General features: G+C 71.4%; 21 protein-coding genes. 13 read left to right on the top strand and 8 right to left on the bottom strand.

Going from position 1 to position 17,325, the window contains the following annotated elements:
• The 7 genes from ACN28F_RS32305 to ACN28F_RS32275 all read left to right on the top strand — a co-directional run.
• The coding region (locus tag ACN28F_RS32305; protein WP_421361608.1) for a helix-turn-helix domain-containing protein at positions 1-734 on the top strand (734 nt) is incomplete at its 5' end.
• A 114-nt stretch (positions 735-848) separates the two neighbouring features.
• On the top strand, positions 849-1,862 hold the full coding sequence (locus ACN28F_RS32300; RefSeq protein ID WP_421357172.1) for a helix-turn-helix domain-containing protein: 1,014 nt from the start codon (positions 849-851) through the stop codon (positions 1,860-1,862).
• A 138-nt stretch (positions 1,863-2,000) separates the two neighbouring features.
• Positions 2,001-2,804 (top strand): alpha/beta fold hydrolase, encoded by an 804-nt coding sequence (locus tag ACN28F_RS32295; protein WP_421357171.1) that lies wholly within the window; start codon positions 2,001-2,003, stop codon positions 2,802-2,804.
• On the top strand, positions 2,804-3,640 hold the full coding sequence (locus tag ACN28F_RS32290) for an alpha/beta fold hydrolase (RefSeq protein ID WP_421357170.1): 837 nt from the start codon (positions 2,804-2,806) through the stop codon (positions 3,638-3,640). The genes ACN28F_RS32295 and ACN28F_RS32290 overlap by 1 nt, the downstream gene beginning before the upstream one ends.
• A gap of 38 nt (positions 3,641-3,678) precedes the next feature.
• The gene (locus tag ACN28F_RS32285; RefSeq protein WP_289207056.1) at positions 3,679-4,473 is read left to right on the top strand and encodes an alpha/beta hydrolase; all 795 of its coding nucleotides are present in this window, start codon (positions 3,679-3,681) and stop codon (positions 4,471-4,473) included.
• 5 nt (positions 4,474-4,478) lie between these two features.
• Positions 4,479-5,297, top strand: a complete 819-nt coding sequence (locus ACN28F_RS32280) for an MBL fold metallo-hydrolase (RefSeq protein WP_421357169.1) — start codon at positions 4,479-4,481, stop codon at positions 5,295-5,297.
• Positions 5,298-5,505: 208 nt separating this feature from the next.
• Complete coding sequence (locus tag ACN28F_RS32275; RefSeq protein ID WP_421357168.1) at positions 5,506-6,504, top strand: RNA polymerase subunit sigma-70; 999 nt, start codon at positions 5,506-5,508, stop codon at positions 6,502-6,504.
• 24 nt (positions 6,505-6,528) lie between these two features.
• Here the strand turns inward: ACN28F_RS32275 and ACN28F_RS32270 are convergent, their stop codons facing one another.
• Complete coding sequence (locus ACN28F_RS32270) at positions 6,529-7,356, bottom strand: TauD/TfdA family dioxygenase (protein WP_289207053.1); 828 nt, start codon at positions 7,354-7,356, stop codon at positions 6,529-6,531.
• 56 nt (positions 7,357-7,412) lie between these two features.
• On the opposite strand from ACN28F_RS32270, the gene ACN28F_RS32265 reads away from it, so the two are divergent.
• Genes ACN28F_RS32265 through ACN28F_RS32255 form a run of 3 tightly spaced genes read left to right on the top strand, consistent with a single transcriptional unit; the run spans position 7,413 to position 8,943 of the window.
• The gene (locus ACN28F_RS32265; protein WP_289207052.1) at positions 7,413-8,024 is read left to right on the top strand and encodes an ABC transporter permease; all 612 of its coding nucleotides are present in this window, start codon (positions 7,413-7,415) and stop codon (positions 8,022-8,024) included.
• 44 nt (positions 8,025-8,068) lie between these two features.
• Positions 8,069-8,425 (top strand): ATP-binding cassette domain-containing protein, encoded by a 357-nt coding sequence (locus tag ACN28F_RS32260; RefSeq protein WP_421361606.1) that lies wholly within the window; start codon positions 8,069-8,071, stop codon positions 8,423-8,425.
• Positions 8,356-8,943, top strand: coding sequence for an ABC transporter ATP-binding protein (locus ACN28F_RS32255; RefSeq protein WP_421357166.1), 588 nt, complete (start codon positions 8,356-8,358; stop codon positions 8,941-8,943). The genes ACN28F_RS32260 and ACN28F_RS32255 overlap by 70 nt, the downstream gene beginning before the upstream one ends.
• 4 nt (positions 8,944-8,947) lie before the next feature.
• Here the strand turns inward: ACN28F_RS32255 and ACN28F_RS32250 are convergent, their stop codons facing one another.
• From ACN28F_RS32250 to ACN28F_RS32240, 3 genes are read right to left on the bottom strand one after another with little or no spacing between them, the layout of a single operon-like run.
• A complete protein-coding gene (locus ACN28F_RS32250; protein WP_421357165.1) occupies positions 8,948-9,871 on the bottom strand; it encodes a hypothetical protein in 924 nt (307 codons plus the stop codon).
• Positions 9,799-10,542 (bottom strand): FtsX-like permease family protein, encoded by a 744-nt coding sequence (locus tag ACN28F_RS32245; RefSeq protein WP_421357164.1) that lies wholly within the window; start codon positions 10,540-10,542, stop codon positions 9,799-9,801. Before ACN28F_RS32245 ends, ACN28F_RS32250 begins: the two co-directional genes overlap by 73 nt.
• Positions 10,542-11,279, bottom strand: a complete 738-nt coding sequence (locus ACN28F_RS32240) for an ABC transporter ATP-binding protein (protein ID WP_421357163.1) — start codon at positions 11,277-11,279, stop codon at positions 10,542-10,544. The genes ACN28F_RS32245 and ACN28F_RS32240 overlap by 1 nt, the downstream gene beginning before the upstream one ends.
• A gap of 109 nt (positions 11,280-11,388) precedes the next feature.
• On the opposite strand from ACN28F_RS32240, the gene ACN28F_RS32235 reads away from it, so the two are divergent.
• Genes ACN28F_RS32235 through ACN28F_RS32225 form a run of 3 tightly spaced genes read left to right on the top strand, consistent with a single transcriptional unit; the run spans position 11,389 to position 13,331 of the window.
• Positions 11,389-11,739: a sensor domain-containing protein gene (locus ACN28F_RS32235; RefSeq protein ID WP_421357162.1), complete on the top strand. Its 351-nt coding sequence runs from the start codon at positions 11,389-11,391 to the stop codon at positions 11,737-11,739.
• Positions 11,740-11,781: 42 nt separating this feature from the next.
• Positions 11,782-12,660, top strand: coding sequence for a sensor histidine kinase (locus ACN28F_RS32230; protein ID WP_289207047.1), 879 nt, complete (start codon positions 11,782-11,784; stop codon positions 12,658-12,660).
• A gap of 17 nt (positions 12,661-12,677) precedes the next feature.
• Positions 12,678-13,331 (top strand): response regulator transcription factor, encoded by a 654-nt coding sequence (locus ACN28F_RS32225; RefSeq protein ID WP_289211034.1) that lies wholly within the window; start codon positions 12,678-12,680, stop codon positions 13,329-13,331.
• Positions 13,332-13,573: 242 nt separating this feature from the next.
• Here ACN28F_RS32225 and ACN28F_RS32220 read toward each other — a convergent pair whose 3' ends face one another.
• From ACN28F_RS32220 to ACN28F_RS32205, 4 genes are all read right to left on the bottom strand, one after another.
• Positions 13,574-13,738 (bottom strand): alpha/beta fold hydrolase, encoded by a 165-nt coding sequence (locus tag ACN28F_RS32220; RefSeq protein WP_289207046.1) that lies wholly within the window; start codon positions 13,736-13,738, stop codon positions 13,574-13,576.
• A 1-nt stretch (position 13,739) separates the two neighbouring features.
• Entirely contained in the window at positions 13,740-14,213 is a 474-nt protein-coding gene (locus tag ACN28F_RS32215; RefSeq protein WP_421357161.1) for a hypothetical protein, read from the bottom strand.
• 46 nt (positions 14,214-14,259) lie between these two features.
• Positions 14,260-16,482 (bottom strand): RNA polymerase recycling motor ATPase HelR, encoded by a 2,223-nt coding sequence (gene helR / locus ACN28F_RS32210; RefSeq protein ID WP_421357160.1) that lies wholly within the window; start codon positions 16,480-16,482, stop codon positions 14,260-14,262.
• Positions 16,483-16,628: 146 nt separating this feature from the next.
• A partial coding sequence (locus ACN28F_RS32205) for a TRM11 family SAM-dependent methyltransferase (protein WP_421361605.1) occupies positions 16,629-17,325 on the bottom strand: 697 nt, incomplete at its 5' end.

The following is a 17,325-nucleotide window of genomic DNA, read 5'->3' as shown; positions in this document are numbered from 1 at the left end:
CCAAGCAGGACGCGATGCCGGTCGTCGCCCTGTCGGTCCAGCGGCGGGCCCACGGACACCTGGAGCAGTACCGGCACCTGCAGGTCGTCCCACCGGGCGGGCTGCTCGCCGTCGACCTGTCCGGGCCGTACGACTACTCGTGGTCCGGCGACGGGGCGGCCGGCTGCATCCAGGTCCCCAGCGACCAGCTCGGCCTGCCGGTCGACGTCATCCGCCAGGCCGTCCACCGGCTGCGGTCAAGCCCGCTGTACGGCATGGTCACCGCCCACATCGCGAACCTCACCCGGGACCCGGCGCGGATCACCGCCGACCCCGCCGCCGGGTCCGTCGCCACCGCCAGCATCGAGCTGGTCCGGGCGCTGCTGGCCTCGGCCGCGCACACCGACCGGCTGACCAGCCAGGTGCTCGCCGAAACGCTGCTCACCCGGGTCCGCACGTACGTCCGGCAGCACCTGGCGGACCCGGACCTCACCCCCCGGCGCATCGCGGCCGCGCACAGCGTCTCGCTGCGGCACCTGTACAAGGTGTGCGCGCAGGCCGACATCAGCCTCGAACAGTGGATCATCAGTGAACGGCTGCACCACGCCTGGCACGACCTGCGGCGGCCGGAGAACCGGCACCGGCCGGTCGCGGTGATCGCCCACCGCTGGGGATTCCGCGACCCGACGCACTTCACCCGGCGTTTCAAGGCCCGCTACGGCATCTCGCCGGGGGAGTTGCGGCGGTCGTCGTAGGAGGCACCCGACGCCTGACCATGCACTGTGGGCAACACCGGTGCACGCAGGGCCCCTCAGCGACATCGAGCTCCGGCGCTACCTTCACACCGTCAGCGCCAGATAGGGGCAATCATGCTCGTTCTCGACACCCAGTCGCTGCCGGTCACCGACCGCGCCGAGGCGTTCCAGGCCACGGTCAGCGCGAACTGCTCCTCCAGCATGGCGACCTTCGAGGACCCGGCCGCGATCCAGGCACGGATGACGGTCTCCGACTTCGGCACCGCGAAGGTCTTCAACATCGACGCCTCCGGCACCACGCTGCGCCGTACGCCGTACATGTCCCGGTCGATTCCGGAGACGTCGATCGTGCTGGCCCTGCCGATGCGCACCGACAACCACCTGAGCTGGGCCCGCGAGGAACGGCTGTACGGTCCGCGCGACCTGATGCTGGTCGACCTGTCGCTGCCGTACGTCTACGGCTGGCAGGGCGGTGGCGCCTCGTACGCCCTGCATGTCGACGTCGACCAGCTCGGCCTGCCCCGCGACCTGATCCACGCTGCGGCCCGGGAACCGCGCCGCAGCCCGCTCTACGACCTGGTGCGTGACCACGTCGCCCGGGTGACCGCGCAGGCCGAGCAGCTGGCCGACGGCCCGGGCGCGGCCGAACTCGGGGCCGCGTCCGCCGAGCTGATGCGGGCCCTGGTGGTCTCCGCCGCCGGCGACGGCCGGCGGCTCAACGACGCCATGCACTCGTCGATGCAGGCCCGGGTCCAGGCGTACGTCCGCAACAACCTGCGCGACCCCGACCTGACGCCGGCCCGGATCGCCGCCGCGAACGCCATCTCGCTGCGCGCCCTCTACAAGCTGTACGAGACGATGGGGCAGAGCCTGGAACAGTCCATCATCGAGCAGCGGCTGCAGGGTGCGCGGACCGACCTGACCGCCTCGCACCGCCGGTACACCTCGATCGCCGCCGTCGCCCGCGCCTGGGGTTTCGCCAATCCGAGCTTCTTCGCCACCAAGTTCCGGCAGACGTTCGGCGTCACTCCCCGGCAACTGGTGGCGGCCAGTGACGCATCCCGCGGCCGTGACCTCGCCAGGGGCCGTGACCTCGCCGCATCGGCAGCCGACGGCGGCTCTGGCTGACGCCGACCGGTGCACCGACAGCAAAGTGTGCAACGAGACGAAAATGCTGTGCGTCGTCAGAAAACTCCGAGCGTCGCCACGGTGCGACATTTTCTCGCAACGCCGGCCCGAACGCGGCCGGCACCGTGAGGAGTTCCGATGTTCCGATCCCTACGGAGTTGGCGGTTGCCACGCCTGGCGCTGGCGGTCGCCGTACTGCTCGGGGTGAGCGCCACGGCGGCGGTGGCCGCTGGCCCGCACGGCCCCAAGCCGACCGTCGTGCTCGTGCACGGCGCGTTCGCCGACGCGTCCGGCTGGACCGACGTGACCCGTAACCTGCTGCGCAAGGGCTACCCGGTGATCGCCCCGGCCAACCCGCTGCGCGGCGTCGACTCCGACGCCGCGTACCTGCGCAGTGTGCTGGACACCATCGACGGCCCCATCGTGCTGGTCGGCCACTCGTACGGCGGTTTCGTCATGACCACCGCCGCGACCGGCGACCCGGACGTGACAGCGTTGGTCTACATCGCGGCGTTCGCCCCGACTGCCGGTGACACCGTCGGCGGCCTGGCCAGCCAGTTCCCCGGCAGCCGGCTCGACCCGACCGCGCTGGACATCCGCCCCTACCCGGGCGGCAACGACGGCTACATCAAGACGTCGGTGTTCCGGTCGGTGTTCGCCGCCGACGTGCCGGCCGGCACCGCCGCGATCATGGCCGCCACCCAGCGCCCGGCCGAACTCGCCACCCTCGGCCAGCCCGCCGGCGAACCAGCCTGGGCGACGATCCCGACGTGGACGCTGGTCGCCACCGACGACCAGGTCATCCCGGCCGCCGCCCAGCGGTTCATGGCCCGGCGGGCGGGCGCCCGCGTCACCGAGGTCAAGGCGTCGCACGCGGTCATGGTTTCCAGGCCCGGCCCGACCACCGACGTCATCCTCGCCGCGATCAAGGGAGTGTCCTGATGCCGTACGTGACCACCGCCGACGGTGCCGAGATCTTCTACAAGGACTGGGGGCCCGGCACGGGCCGCCCGGTGGTGCTCAGCCACGGCTGGCCGCTGAACTCCGACAGCTGGCAGATTCAGGCACTGTTCCTGGCGGAGCACGGGTTCCGGGTGATCGCCCATGACCGGCGCGGCCACGGCAGGTCGACCCAGACGTGGGACGGCAACGAGATGAACACCTACGCCGACGATCTGGCCACCCTGATCGACACCCTGGATCTGCGCGACGTCACGCTGATCGGCTTCTCCACCGGCGGCGGCGAGGCGGCCCGGTACGTGGGTCGGCACGGCACCGGCCGGGTCGCCCAAGTCGTCCTGGTCTCGGCGGTGCCGCCGATGATGCTGCACACCCCGGACAACCCGGGCGGCGTACCGGTCGAGGTCTTCGACGGCATCCGGGCGGGGTCGTTGGCCGACCGGTCCCAGACCTACCGGGATCTGGCTGACGGGCCGTTCTTCGGCAACAACCGGCCCGGGGAGACCGTGTCACAGGGCATCCGGGATGCGTTCTGGCTGCAGAGCATGGCCTCCGGGCACCGCAACGCCTACGAGTGCATCGCCGCGTTCTCGGCCACCGACTTCCGGCCCGACCTGGACGCGATCGACGTACCGACGTTGGTCATCCACGGCGACGACGACCAGGTCGTGCCGTTCGCGGTGGGCGGCCAGGCATCGGCGGCGCGGATCAAGAACGCCCGGCTGCTCGTTTACCCCGGTGCGCCGCACGGCATCACCGACACCCATCCCGAGCAGCTCGGCCGGGACCTGCTCGACTTCCTGACCTCGACCTCCTGACCTCGACCTCCTGACCATGACCGGAGAGGACGCCTGACATGGCACCCGACACCATCGTGCTGATCCACGGATTCTGGGTCACCCCGCGCAGCTGGGAACACTGGATCAGCCATTACGAGGCCAAGGGCTTCCGGGTCCTGGCACCCGCCTACCCCGGGTACGAGGTGGAGGTGGAGGCGCTCAACGCCGACCCGACGCCGATCCTGCAGTCCACCGTGCCGCAGATCATCGCCCACTACGAAACCATCATCGGCGAGCTGGCGAACCCGCCGATCCTCATCGGCCACTCGGCCGGTGGTGCGTTCACCCAGGTCCTGCTCGACCACGGCTTCGGCGCGGTGGGGGTGGCGATGAACTCCGCCCCGACCGAGGGCGTCCGGGTGGTGCCGTTGTCGCAGGTGAAGTCGACGTTCCCGGTGCTGAAGAGTCCGGCGAACCGGCACAAGGCGGTGCCGTTGACCTTCGAGCAGTGGCAGTACGCCTTCACCAACACGTTCACTGAGGAGGAGGGCCGGGCACTGTGGCAGCGGTACGCCATCCCGGCCAGCGGCGGCATCCTGTGGGGCAGCGTGCTGGCGAACTTCCAGCCCGGCCACCAGGACATCTGGGTCGACTACCACAACGACGACCGGGCGCCGCTGCTGTTCGTCTCCGGCAGTGAGGACCACATCATGCCGCCGGCGATTCAGGCGTCCAACGCCAAGCATTACAAGTCGAACACCATCACCGAACGGATCGAGTACGAGGGCTACGCCCACCTGCTGCCGGCGCAGAAGGGCTGGGAGGCCATCGCCGACGAGGTCCTCGACTGGGCGCTGCGGCACGCCCGGTGAGCGACGTGCGGATCACCCACATCGGCGGTCCCACCACGCTGATCGAGGTGGCCGGCTGGCGGGTGCTGACCGATCCGACGTTCGACGACCCTGGCCGGACCTACCGGTTCGGCTGGGGCACGGCGTCACGCAAACTGGCCGGCCCGGCGGTGCCGGTGGAGGCGCTGGGCCACATCGACGTGGTCCTGCTGACCCACGACCACCACGCCGACAACCTCGACGACGCCGGTCGGGCGCTGCTGCCGTACGTCGACCGGATCGTCACCACGGTGGCCGGCAGCCGCCGCCTCGGCGCTGCCGGGTCCGGCTCCGCGTCGGCGGTCGGCTCCGCGTCGGTGGTCGGGCTCGCGCCGTGGGTTGGCACCGAGTTGGCCGCGCCGGGCCGTCCGACGATCGAGGTGACCGCGACTCCGGGTCGGCACGGGCCGCCGCTGAGCCGCCCGGTCGCGGGCGAGGTGACCGGGTTCGCGCTGCACTGGCCAGGTCAGCGGTACGGCGTACTGTGGATCACCGGAGACACGGTCCTCTACCCCGGGGTACGGCAGGTGGCGCAGCGGCTCACCGTCGGCACGATGGTGCTGCATCTGGGGGCGGTGCGGTTCGGCCTGACCGGCCCGCTGCGGTACACGATGAGTGCGGCCGACGGTGTGGAGCTGTGCACCCTGGTCCAGGCCAACACGGTGGTGCCGGTGCACTACGAGGGCTGGGGCCACTTCACCGAGGGCCGCGCGGCGGTCGAGGCCGCGTTCACCGATGCCCCGGATCCGGTACGGCACAGCCTGCACTGGCTGACCCCCGGCGTGGCCACACCCCTACCGGTCTGACCCGGGCTTCTGGTGCTGGCGGCAGTGCCGGTGCCGGCCGGTCGCCAAGATCAGTTGATGTGAATGCGGGCGTTCATCGGCGTGTCGCCCGTATCTACGTCAACTGATCTTGCGGCCGCGGTCCGTCGGTCAGCTCCCCGGTGATGAGTTTTCGCACCCGTACCCGTCACACCTACGACAGGACACGGCGGGGCGGAAGGATGACGTGATGAGTTCGGAGATGGGGCTGGCGGAGCTGGCCGGGAGCGGGCTGAGCGAGGCCGACGAGTCGGCGTTCGCGAAGCTGACGCAGCGCCACCGGCGGGAGCTGCACGTGCACTGCTACCGGATGCTCGGGTCGTTCGAGGACGCCGAGGACACGGTGCAGGAGACGTTCCTGCGGGCCTGGCGGCGACGGGAGACCTTCGAGGGGCGGTCGACGATCCGGGCCTGGCTGTACCGGATCGCCACCAACGCCTGCCTGGACCTGCTGGCCACCCGCCGCCCGGAGCCCGCAACCGGTGGTGAGGTGCCGTGGCTGCAGCCGTACCCGGACCGGCTGCTCGACGAACTGCCCGCAGGCGACGCCGACGAGCCGGAGGCGGTCGCCGTCGCGCGGGAGACGATCGAGCTGGCGTACCTGATTGCCGTCCAGCACCTCGCGCCCCGCCCACGGGCCGTGCTGATCCTGCGCGACGTGCTCGGCTGGCCGGCGAAGGACGTCGCGGAGCTCCTCGGGGACTCGGTCAACTCCGTGAACAGCGCGCTGCAGCGGGCCCGCGCCGGCCTGCGGGGCCACCTGCCCCCCGAGCGGCAGGACTGGACCGGCGGCGCGCAGGACGCCGGCACGCGCGAACTGGTGCGCCGCTACACCGACGCCAGCGTGGCAACGGACATCCCCGCGCTCACTTCGCTGCTGCGTGACGACGTCCGCTGCTCGATGCCGCCCACGCCGGGTCTGGCGGTCGGCCGCGACGCGGTCGTGACCAGCTGGATCGAGGACGGCTTCGCGGACCTGGGGCGGCTGCGCACCGTCGCGACATCCGTGAACCGGCAGCCCGCCATCGGGTTCTACCTCCAGCGGGAAGAAGGCGGCGCGTACCTGCCGCTGACGATCGACGTCCTGCGGGTCACCGGTGGGGTGATCACCGAGATCGTCACCTTCCACGCCGACCAGTTCGCGCGGCTCGGGCTGCCGGAGCGCCTGCCGGCGGACGGTACGCAGTAGCCCCGGAGCCGACCGCCGGGAGTGTCAGACGCCCCAGTCCCGTCGGGGGACCGCCGCCTTCGTGATCGTGAAGTGTCCCGACCCGGTCGACGCCGCGTCGCCTCGGGTCTCGGTACGGTCCATCACCACGTGCCGTCCGAAGTTCGGCACGAGTGGGCGGCCGGTCTCCCGCTTGAGCCACAGCCGGAGCAGGTGGCGTTGCCGTCCCGGCTCGGGGTGGTCGACGAACTCGGTCCGTGAGTGCAGTGCGGCATAGTTCAGCAGCCACTGGATGTCACCGGGCTGGAAGTCCATGTCCAGGGCCACGCCGGGCTCCTGGCTGATGTCGTCGAGCAGGGTCAGCACCTCGAGCTGTTCCGGGGTCAACGGCGGTACGTCCGGGTAGTCCTGGGCGGCCTTGATCATGCCGCTGCCCGCGTACATGCTGAACACGCCCTCGGTCCAGCTGACGATGGGCGAGGTGTACCAGTCGGCCGGCGCGTCGGGGTCCTGCCGACGCCAGTCGAAGTACCACGGCTCCAGCAGCAGTGGTGCCAGGGTGGGGCGTCGCCGCAGCACCTCGTTGAACAGGGTGGCCCCGCTGACCAGGCTGCTCGCGCCGCCTTCCTTCGCGGGCCGCAGACACATGAGGGCGACCACGTCGGAGCTGTCGGAGTGGAAGGGCAGCCGGTCCCGTACGCGCGACGGTAGGGCGGTGCGGTCCTGCAGGGTCTTGTCGGACGTGGCGATCACGTGATCGACGAGGTCGCCGAGTTCGTTCTGCCGCATCGGCACGCCGAGGTGCAGGCCCATCAGGTAGAAGATGGCTGCGGCGAGCGTGTCGTCGTAGTCGTCCATCCGCAGGCCTCGCACCAGGGCTCTCCGCTTCGCCCACCTCGCTGTTCCTCAGTGCACAATTCCGCACCGACGTGCTGCCCAGCCTGGCGCGACTCGGCCTCGGCTACGGCACGGCCGCCACCGTCGGCATCTGCGCCGGCATCCTGATCGGCGTATGGCGGCCCGCCGGCGCGTTCTTCAACCCACTGATCCGGCTCGGCATGTCGGTGCCGGTGACCGCGCTGCTGCCCATCGCGATCGTCGTCTTCGGCATCACCAGCGGCATGAACGTCTTCCTGATCGCGCTCGGCTGCCTGTGGCCGATCCTCATCAACACCTACGACGGGGTACGGGGCCTGGACCGCACCGCGGTCACCGCCGCGAAGAGCCTGCGGTTGACCCGGCGTCGCTACTTCCTCCAGGTACTGCTGCCCGGCGCCAGCCCGGCGATCTTCGCCGGCCTGCGGATCAGCATCGGCATCGCCCTGGTCCTCATGGTGATCTCCGAGCTCTACGCCGCGACCGCCGGGCTCGGCTTCTACATCGTCAACCAGCAGCGGCTGTTCCGGTTCCCGGAACTGTGGTCGGCGATCGTGCTTCTGGCGCTGTTGGGAATCCTCTTCAACGCCGTCTTCGCCCTGGTCGAACGCCTGCTGCTCGGCTGGCACCGCAACGTGCGGCCGGACGGCGCGGAACGCCACTGACCCGTCGGCCGACCACACCAGGCCCAACGCAAGAGGAGGACCGGATGGAACCGGTGACGATCCCGCACCACCAGCAGGACCCGGGCGTCGCGGCGCCCGTGCTCGACGTCCGCAAGGCGGGCAAGTCCTACCCTTCACGCAAGGGGGACGTGCTCGCCGTACGCAGTATCGAGTTCGCCGTGCACGCCGGCCAGTTCGTCTCGGTCGTCGGCCCCTCCGGCTGCGGCAAGACGACCCTCATGATGTGCATCGCCGGCCTGCTGCCCATCTCCACCGGGGAGGTGGTCTTCCGGGGGGGGGGGGGGGGGGGGGGGGGGGAGAGAGAGAGACCATGTCCGGCCCCCGTGACGGCGTCGCGGTCGTCTTCCAGGACTACAGCCGGTCGCTGTTCCCCTGGCTGACGGTCGAGAAGAACGTCGTCCTGCCGCTGCGGGACCGACGCCTGCCGCGCGCCGAGATCCGCGACCGGGTGCGGCAGTCGCTGGAGATGGTCGGTCTGGCCCACGCCGCCGGCCTGTACCCGTGGCAGCTCTCCGGCGGCATGCAGCAGCGGGTGGCGATCGCGCGCGGACTCGCCGTACGGCCGGAGATGCTGATCATGGACGAGCCGTTCGCCTCGGTGGACGCCCAGACCCGGGCGAGCCTGGAGGATCTGCTGCTCAAGATCTGGGCGGAGACCGGGACGACGGTGCTGTTCGTGACCCACGACATCGACGAGGCCGTGTACCTGTCCGACCGGGTGATCGTCCTGTCCCAGGGCCCGTCCACCGTCGTCGCCGACCTGCCGGTCCCACTCGAGAGGCCCCGGGACCAGATCGCGACCAAACAGACGGCGACCTTCGGCGAGCTACGGGAAGAGGTCTACTCGCTCGTCATGGCCTCCCAGCAGCGCACCTCCCTGTCAGCCGAACCGGCCTGACCTGTCAGCCGAACCGACCTGACCACCTGCGGCTGCGGTCGGTCAGGCCGGGTCGTCGGCAAGGCGCGGTGCCTTCCGGGTACGGATGCCGGCCGTCGCCGCCGCGGCCGTGAGCAGCAGGCAGGTGACGCCGATGCCGAGCAGCGGCAGCCACGGGATCGTGATGGGCGCGTCGATGCCGGCGGCCAGGTCGGCCGTGGTGGCGCGGCGGACGAGCCAGCCCATCAGCGCCATGGTGGCACCGCCCAGCAGCAGACCGGTGCCGCAGGCCGGGTAGGTCGGGGAGGACGGCGACGACCCGCAACAGGACCCGTTCGCCGTCGATCCAGACCGGGACGGTGCCGCCCAGGTCGACGCCGGCGTCGGTGACCCAGGTGGCGGTGACCGCGACCGCGCGTCCGTGGAAGTCGTCGAGGGTGCCGCGCGTGGCGGCCAGCCCCCGGGCGACCGACGCGGTGACGAGGTCGACGACCTCGACCCGGTCGGGTTCGCCGGGGCTGCCGTCGTCGTCGTGCACAAGCATCGCCAGCCGGCGTACGTCGGCAGTCGCGACGGTCCGATCGGCCGCAACCGACGCGGCGGCGGCCGGGCTGCCCACCTCGACGACCAGCGGCGCGTACAGCCGGGCCCGGTTCTGCACGGTCGCCCAGTCGGCGGTCAAACTGAGGGTCAGCAGCAGCGACCCCGCGATAGCGGAATTGGCCAGCACCGGGGCGGCGACCGCAGCAGTGGTGCGGGCGGCGGCACGTACCTCGTCGTGGGCCATCCGGGCCGTCACGTCCCGACCGACGAACGGGCCGGCGAGCAGGGCGGCGAGCCGTGGGATGACCGCGGGCCCGATGCACATCAGGCCGATCACGACCACCTCGGGCAGCAGAATGGAGGCGAGCATCGACAACAGCGGCGGCTCGTCGGCGGCGGCCACCACGGTGCCACCAGACCACCGAAGCAGAGCGTCGCGACGACGAACTGGACGACGCTGGGCCGGGTCTGCTCGACCGCAGCCTCCCGCAGCGCGGCACTGGGACTGATCCGGGCGGCCCGGCGCGAGGACCGCCAGGCCCCGAGGAGCGCGACCACCGCACCGGTGGGTGCGGCGACCACCCAGGCGATCCACGGGCTCGGAGCCTGCAGATCGAGGGTGGTGATCCCGACCGCCCGGACCAGCCGGAGAACGGCCGGAGCCGACACCGTACCGAGTAGACAGCCCACCGTGGTGGCCGCAGCCGCGACGACGACGGACTCGCCCAGCAGGAGCCGGCGTACCTGTCGTGGTGTCGCACCGACCAGCCGCAGCAGGCCGAGCTCCCGACGGCGGCCGGCCACGACGAAGCCGAACGTGCTGCCGACCACGAAAACCGCCATGAACACGGAGATCGTCGCGATCATCCCGAACATCGCGGCCAGGCCGTCGAGTTGGGCACGCTCGTCGGCGCTCGTGCCGGGCCGGCCGTCGGTGGCGTCGATGCTCCCGATGAGCGTCACGGTGACGGAGATCAGCACGACCCCGAACAGCAGAGCGACGAACGCCCCCAGGTAGCCGCGCCAGGAGTGGTGGACGGTCTGCCGGGCCAGGGCCAGCATCGTCGGGCCGCGCATCATCGCCGCTCCAGGTCGTTCATGGTCTCGGCGATCTGGCCGGCGTCAGCTCGGGCGAGGTGACCGACGATCTGCCCGTCGGCGAGGAACAACACCCCGTCCGCGTACGAGGCGGCCAGCGGATCGTGGGTCACCATGACGACGCTCTGGCCGCCGTCGGCCAGCGACCGCAGCAGCCCGAGCACGTCGCGTCCGGTGCCGCGATCCAATGCGCCGGTGGGCTCGTCGGCGAACAGCACCTCGGGCCGGCCGTGCAGCGCCCGGGCGATCGCGACCCGCTGCTGCTGGCCGCCGGACAGCTCCGACGGCTGGCGCCGGGCATACTCGGCGAGGCCGACGTGGGCCAGCGCCGTCCGTACCGTGGTCGGATCGGCCCGCCGCTCGGCCAGGCGGGCCGGAAGCGCGACGTTGTCGAACGCGGTGAGCGCGTCGAGGAGGTTGTACGACTGGAAGACGAACGCCATCGCCGTACGCCGGAAACGGGTCAACTGGGTCTCGTTCAACGTGTCGAGCCGGGTGCCGCCGACGGTCACCCGCCCACCGGTCGGCCGGTCGAGACCGGCGGCGAGCTGGAGCAGAGTGGACTTGCCGGAGCCGGACGGCCCCATGATCGCGGTGAACGTGCCGCGCTGGAACACGTGGGTCACGCCGCGCAGCGCATGCACCGAGCCGGCGCGGGCGCGGTAGGTACGGCTGAGACCGTCGAGCGTGACGGCCGCCGGAGTTGCCTGGGTCATGCCCTCAGTGGACCCGACGGGCCCGGCCCGGCACCCGGGCTCGGACGCGACTTCCGGGGTAGCGTGCGCGCTACCCCGCGCGGCCGACGCGATCCGTAGGGTTTGACCCGTGAACGACGCCTGGACCGCCGTACGCGGACACCCCGTACGGTTCCTGGCGTCGGCGTGGCCGTGGCGCTCCCTGGCGTACCTGGCCACCACCGTACCGGTCGGCCTGGCCTGGCTGACCGTCCTGGCCGTGGTGGTCGCGGTGGGTGCGGCCACGGTCGTGCTGATCGCGGGACTTCTGGTGCTGGCCGGGATTCCGGTGCTGGTCCGCCTGGCCGCCGCCGATGAGCGGCGTCGGATCCGGCTGATCTACCCCGGGCGGCCGGCGCGGCAGTCACCAGCGCTACGCGACCCGCAGCGTGGCGGCCGGGCGTCCTGGCCGCGTCGCCGTGCGTCCTTGCCGCATCGCTAAGCGTCGTGGCCGGAGGCGGGCGTCACGGTCCTGCTCACGACGGTGTTCTGGATCGCCGACGCCGTGCTGCTGATGCTACTGACGGTTCCGGTGCTGCTGCTCGTCGCCCCGCTGCTGGTCCGTTCCGGCACCATCGACATCGCCGGGTGGCGGGTCGACACCGCCGGTGAGGCATGGGCCGTGGCACCCGCCGGCCTCGTCGCCCTGGTCCTGCTGATGTACGCGGCGACTGCGCTGGCCTGCGGCCAGGCGGCACTGGTCCGGCACCTGCTGGCCCCGCCCGAGGCCCAGCTGGCCGAAGCGGTCCAGCAGCTGCGCAGGTCCCGGACCGGGCTGGTCGACGCGTTCGAAACCGAACGCCGCCGCATCGAGCGCGATCTCCACGACGGTGTCCAGCAGCGCCTCGTCGCCCTGACCATGACGCTGGGCAGCGCCGAACTGGACCTGCCCGCCGGCCCCGGCCTCGACCTCGTCCGTGAAGCGCACCAGCAGGCCGAGCAGGCCCTCGCCGACCTGCGCACCACGATCCGGGGCATCCATCCCCGGGTACTGACCGACCACGGCCTCGCCGCCGCCGTGCACGAGATCGCCGGCCGGTCACCCGTCCCGGTCGACCTCCAACTCGCCGTCGACGGCCGGCTCCCGCCCACGGTCGAGGCCGCGGCCTACTTCTTCGTCAGCGAGAACCTGACCAACGTCGCCCGCCACGCCCACGCCCGATCGGCACAGGTGCACGCGTGGATCGAGGACCACACCCTGATCGTCTCGGTCGTCGACGACGGCGTCGGCGGCGCCGACCCACGGGCCGGCACCGGTCTCGCCGGACTGCACGCCCGGCTCGACGCCCTCGACGGCGAACTCGACATCACCAGCCCCACCGGGGGCCCGACCCAGGTCAGGATGACGTGCCCGATCCACTGACACCGCCACAGAACGCGCTGCGGATCGTGGTCGCCGAGGACGCGGCCCTGCTCCGGGAAGGGCTGGTGCGGATCCTCGAACGCGCCGGCCACGAAATCGTCGCGGCCGTCGGCGACGCGCACGCCCTGCTCACGTACGCCGGAAACTGCCGCCCAGACCTCGTCGTCACCGACATCCGCATGCCACTCACCCACACCGACGAGGGACTGAGCGCGGCGGCGATGATCCGGGCCACTCAGCCCGGCATCGCGATCATGCTGCTGTCGGCCTACGTCGCCGACGCCTACGTCGGTGAGCTGCTCGACTCGACCCCCGGCGGGGGCATCGGCTACCTGCTCAAGGACCGGGTCGGCCACGTACGCGACTTCCTGGACAGCATCGACCGAGTCGCCGCCGGCGGCACGGTCATCGACGCCGAGGTGGTGCGCCAACTCGTCGGTCTCCGGCGGACCGACGGCCCACTCACCGGCCTCACTGAACGCGAACGCGAAGTGCTCGCGCTCATGGCCGAAGGCCACACCAACCACGGGATCGCCGGCAAACTGTTCGTGAGCGAGGCAGCGGTACGCAAGCACATCGGCAACATCTTCGCGAAGCTTCCGCTCGACCCGCACTCGGATCGCCGGGTCTCCGCCGTCCTCACTTACCTGCGCGGCTCACCGAGCGCATGAGACCCCTGACTATCGATGCCTCACAAGATTTCGATCGTAGCGGCCCACGGGCAATTGGAGCAGCCCCGGCATCTGCAGGTCGTCCTGCCCGAGTGGGCGCTCGTACTGCGGGTTCTTGCTCACCCCCGCCGCTTGGCCGACGTCGTGGATCGTCAGGCGATCGGGGTGAACGCGACTCCGTATCGGAGCAGGTTGCCGCAAAGCCGTCCGGTCGTGGAAGAGGTGACGCGGACTGCTGTGGGTCACAGATCGACAGGCTTAGGACGCAACACCGACAGCCAGGCGAGGTTGCCGCCGGCGCCGTGCAGCAGGATCAACGGTGGGTGGTCGCCGCCGGTGTCCCGTACGGCGATCGTGGTGTGTCCGGTGTCGACGGTGTGGTCGATGGTGGTCGGTGCGGGTGGCATGTCAGCTCCGGGTGGCGGGTGGGGCCAGCTGTGCGCGGAGCCGGTCGCGGATCGAGGCGGAGGTGACGCCACCGTCCGGGTGGCGGTCGAGCTTGCCGCGTCGGACCAGGTCGTGTACGCCCTGGCGGCTGATGCCGAGCATCGCCCCGGCGACCGGAAGTGAGACGCCGGCCGCCGTCGGGTGGCCGAACCGGGCGGCGACGACCTGGCCGAGCGGGGTGCGCCACCAGTCGACGGGCGGGTCGAACGGTCCGTCGCCGGGGTGCAGGCTGCTGTAGAGCTGGATCGCGGTGTGCAGTGCGGCGGTGTCGTCGCCGTCGAGCAGCGCGGTGGCGAGGGTGTCCGCGCGGCGGTTGACGCGGCCGCGCAGGTCGTCGAGCGGGTCGTCGAGCAGGATCTCCAGCGGGTCGACCAGCCTGATGTCGATCTGTCGCACCAGGTGGTCGGCGAGTTCGGTGTGGGTCGGTACGGCCACGACGGCACCTTATTGACGACCATCGTCAAGTACTTGACGGTAGCTGTCAAGTGAGCACGACGAGTCGCCCGGTGGCCCGGGTCATCGCCACGTACCGGTCGACCGCGCCGGTGACCCCGTCGCCGAACGACGCCGGATCGACCACCACCACCAGGTCGAACTCCAGCCCCTTGGCCAGCTCCGGAGTCGACGACCGGACCCGGGGCGTCGCCGGCAGGGCGTCGGCGTCGACCGGCGGCACGCCGATCACGCAGGCCGTGCCGTCGGCGTGCTCAGCCAGCCAGGTTTCCAGCATCGGCCGTAGGTCGGCGACGGGCCGATGCGCGACCGGGATGCCACTGTGCCGGATCGAGGTCGGCACGTTGGCGTCCGGCAGCGCCGCGCGGATCACCGGCTCGGCGTACGCCATGATCTCGGCCGGCGTCCGGTAGTTGACCGTCAACGTGGCGACCTCGACCCGGTCCAGACCGACCCGGGCGAGCCGGTCCGGCCACGACTCGGTGAACCCGTGCCGGGCCTGGGCGCGGTCACCGACAATGGTGAAACTGCGCGACGGGCAGCGGCGCAGCAGCATCTGCCACTGCGCGTCGGTCAACTCCTGCGCCTCGTCGACCACGACGTGCGCGAACGGGCCGGCCAGCGCGTCCGGGTCGGCGTCCGGCCCGCCCGTCTCGTCGATCAGGGTCTCCCGCAGGTCCTGGTGGTACAGCATCGCCAGGACCCCTTCGCCGTCGTCGAAACTGTGCGCATCGAGGAGATCGTCGATCACCCGGGCCCGGTGGACCCGTTCGACGGCCACCTCGGCCCGGTGCCGCCGCTCGCGCTCGGACGCCCGCGCGTCGCCGAGGCGCAGCCGGGCCGCGTCCAGCAGCGGCAGGTCTGCGACGGTCCAGGCCCGTGCGTCGGTGCGCTGCAACAAACGGATCTCGACCGGGTCGAGCCACGGCGCGCACCGACGCAGATAGGCCGGGACCGACCACAGGTCGGCGACGATATCGGCCGCATCCAGCAGCGGCCAGGCCCGGTGCAACGCCGTACGCAGCGCCTGGTTCTGCTCCAGCGCGGCCCGGACCCGGTCGTCCGGCTCGTCGCCCTCGTAGCGGCCGACCAGAATAGTGAGCAGTTCCGCCATGATCTGTTCACGGGCCTCGTTGTGCGGCACACCCGGTCCGGGTGCGGCGAACGCGTCCGCCCAGTCGTCGGGGGTGAGGGTGAGTTCGGTCCAACCGGTCGCCACCGTCGTCGCGGTGGGCGGCGGCTCCTCGTAGAACCGGATCGCCGCCTCGACCGCCGCCTCCCACCGCGCCGACGATTTGATCCGGGCCACCTCAGGGTCGGGTTCGACGGTCGCGGTGGCACCCTCGGCGACCAGATCAGCCAGGGTGCAGGTCTGCACGTCGTCCTCACCGAGGTGCGGCAGCACGTCGGCGACGTACGCCAGATAGGGCCGGTGCGGGCCGACGAACAGCACCCCGCCGCGACGCTGGCCGAGCCGGGGGTCGTGGTAGCGCAGGTACGCGGTGCGGTGCAGGGCGACGACGGTCTTGCCGGTGCCGGGGCCGCCGTCGACGACGAGCGCACCAGCCGAGCCGGCGCGGATGATGGCGTCCTGGTCGGCGGCGATGGTGGCCAGCACGTCACGCATCCGGTCCGACCGGTGCCCGCCGAGGCTGGCGATGAAGGCCGACTGGTCGTCGAGGGCGGCGTGCCCGTCGAGCGCGTCGGCGGCGAACACCTCGTCCCAGTAGTCGCTGATCCGCCCCATCGTCCAGCGGTACCGCCGGCGGCTGGCCAGGCCCATCGGGTTGCCGTGGGTGGCGCCGAAGAACGGTGCGGCGGCGGGGGAGCGCCAGTCGAGCAGCAGTTGCCGGCCGGTGTCGTCGGTCAGGCCCTGCCGCCCGACGTACACCGGTCCGACGTCGTCGCCAGCGCTATCGCCGCCGGCACCGGCACGGTCGGCGGCGCTGGGGTCGGGGACCATCCGGCCGAGACACAGGTCGAGGCCGAAGCGGCGCAGCGCCCGCAGCCGTACGGTGAGCCGGCGGACCTCCTGGTCGCGGTCCACCGCCCGCCGGCCCTTCCCGGCCGGTGCCTTCCGCGCCGCGTCGAGCCGCTGCGCCAGGTCGGCGGAAAGTTGCTCCAGGCGGTGCGCGATCGCCGCGAAATGCCGTTCGTCGTCGGCGATCAGTTTCGGGTCGGCCTTGGTGTGCAGCCGGTCGGGGAGATCGAAAGCGCTGGTGGTCAGCGGGCGCACCTCGATCAGCTCCATTCTCGGGTCGGCAGTACGAGCGCAGCGTCCAGCGAATGGCAAATGCCGGAGAACTGCCGTAGGAACGCGATTGTGCGCTACGACCCGGGTCTTGCCGCAAGACCCCCTATGCGTTATACGTTAATAGTGGCGGGAGACGATAGCCATTACGGGCGGCGGGCGACGATCAGGTCGCGGACGATCGCCTGATCGACCCGGTGGGCGAAATCGCCGTACCCCGGACCGTCGGCCACCTCAAGACCGACCTTGACCAGCAGCGCGGCCAGGTCGTCGCGGGCGGCGACCAGGGTGTTCCAGGAGATCCCCAGCGCCCCGCCGGGGCGTAGCAGCGCCACCCACACCGGCAGCGCCTCGGCCAGCAGACCCAGCGGGTCGCGGGTCAACCGGTCCGCCTGGCTGCGGGTGCCGTGCGCCACCCCGTACGGGGCGTCGGTGACGATCGCGTCGAAGCTGCCGGCCCGGAAGAAGTCCCGACCCCGACGGGTGTCGGCGTGCACCATCGTCAGATCCAGGGTGCGCCCTGCCTTGTGGTCCTCCCGGCTGGCGGCCAGGGTGATCGCCAGCCGCCGGCCCAACTGGGTCCGGTTGCGGCGCACCTGGGCGATGTCGGACGAGTGCTTGAGTCGCTTGTGCTTCAACCAGGTACGGATGAAGTTGGCGTACACCTCGAAGTCCTTGCCGTCGATCTCCACCCCGGCGGCGTGCCAGCCGTACATCATCGCCTGATTGAGGGTGGTGCCCCGGCCGCACATCGGATCGAGGACCCGCAGCGGCGGGGCGTCCGGGGAGAGCGGGTCGGCCGCCGCACCCGACCGGTCGGTCGACGCCAGCGCGGTCACGTTC

The organism is Solwaraspora sp. WMMA2101 (assembly GCF_049179175.1).
Lineage (GTDB): Bacteria > Actinomycetota > Actinomycetes > Mycobacteriales > Micromonosporaceae > Micromonospora_E.
This window is presented reverse-complemented; position numbering and strand designations above follow the sequence as displayed.

Excerpts from the sequence above, each read along its gene's own strand:
- ACN28F_RS32290 (WP_421357170.1), top strand. The coding sequence starts at position 2,804 with ATGCCGTACGTGACCACCGCCGACGGTGCCGAGATCTTCTACAAGGAC.
- ACN28F_RS32255 (WP_421357166.1), top strand. The coding sequence starts at position 8,356 with ATGTCCGGCCCCCGTGACGGCGTCGCGGTCGTCTTCCAGGACTACAGC.
- ACN28F_RS32295 (WP_421357171.1), top strand. The coding sequence starts at position 2,001 with ATGTTCCGATCCCTACGGAGTTGGCGGTTGCCACGCCTGGCGCTGGCG.
- ACN28F_RS32240 (WP_421357163.1), bottom strand. The coding sequence starts at position 11,279 with ATGACCCAGGCAACTCCGGCGGCCGTCACGCTCGACGGTCTCAGCCGT.
- ACN28F_RS32300 (WP_421357172.1), top strand. The coding sequence starts at position 849 with ATGCTCGTTCTCGACACCCAGTCGCTGCCGGTCACCGACCGCGCCGAG.
- ACN28F_RS32275 (WP_421357168.1), top strand. The coding sequence starts at position 5,506 with ATGAGTTCGGAGATGGGGCTGGCGGAGCTGGCCGGGAGCGGGCTGAGC.
- ACN28F_RS32220 (WP_289207046.1), bottom strand. The coding sequence starts at position 13,738 with ATGCCACCCGCACCGACCACCATCGACCACACCGTCGACACCGGACAC.
- ACN28F_RS32260 (WP_421361606.1), top strand. The coding sequence starts at position 8,069 with ATGGAACCGGTGACGATCCCGCACCACCAGCAGGACCCGGGCGTCGCG.
- ACN28F_RS32285 (WP_289207056.1), top strand. The coding sequence starts at position 3,679 with ATGGCACCCGACACCATCGTGCTGATCCACGGATTCTGGGTCACCCCG.
- ACN28F_RS32245 (WP_421357164.1), bottom strand. The coding sequence starts at position 10,542 with ATGCGCGGCCCGACGATGCTGGCCCTGGCCCGGCAGACCGTCCACCAC.
- helR (WP_421357160.1), bottom strand. The coding sequence starts at position 16,482 with ATGGAGCTGATCGAGGTGCGCCCGCTGACCACCAGCGCTTTCGATCTC.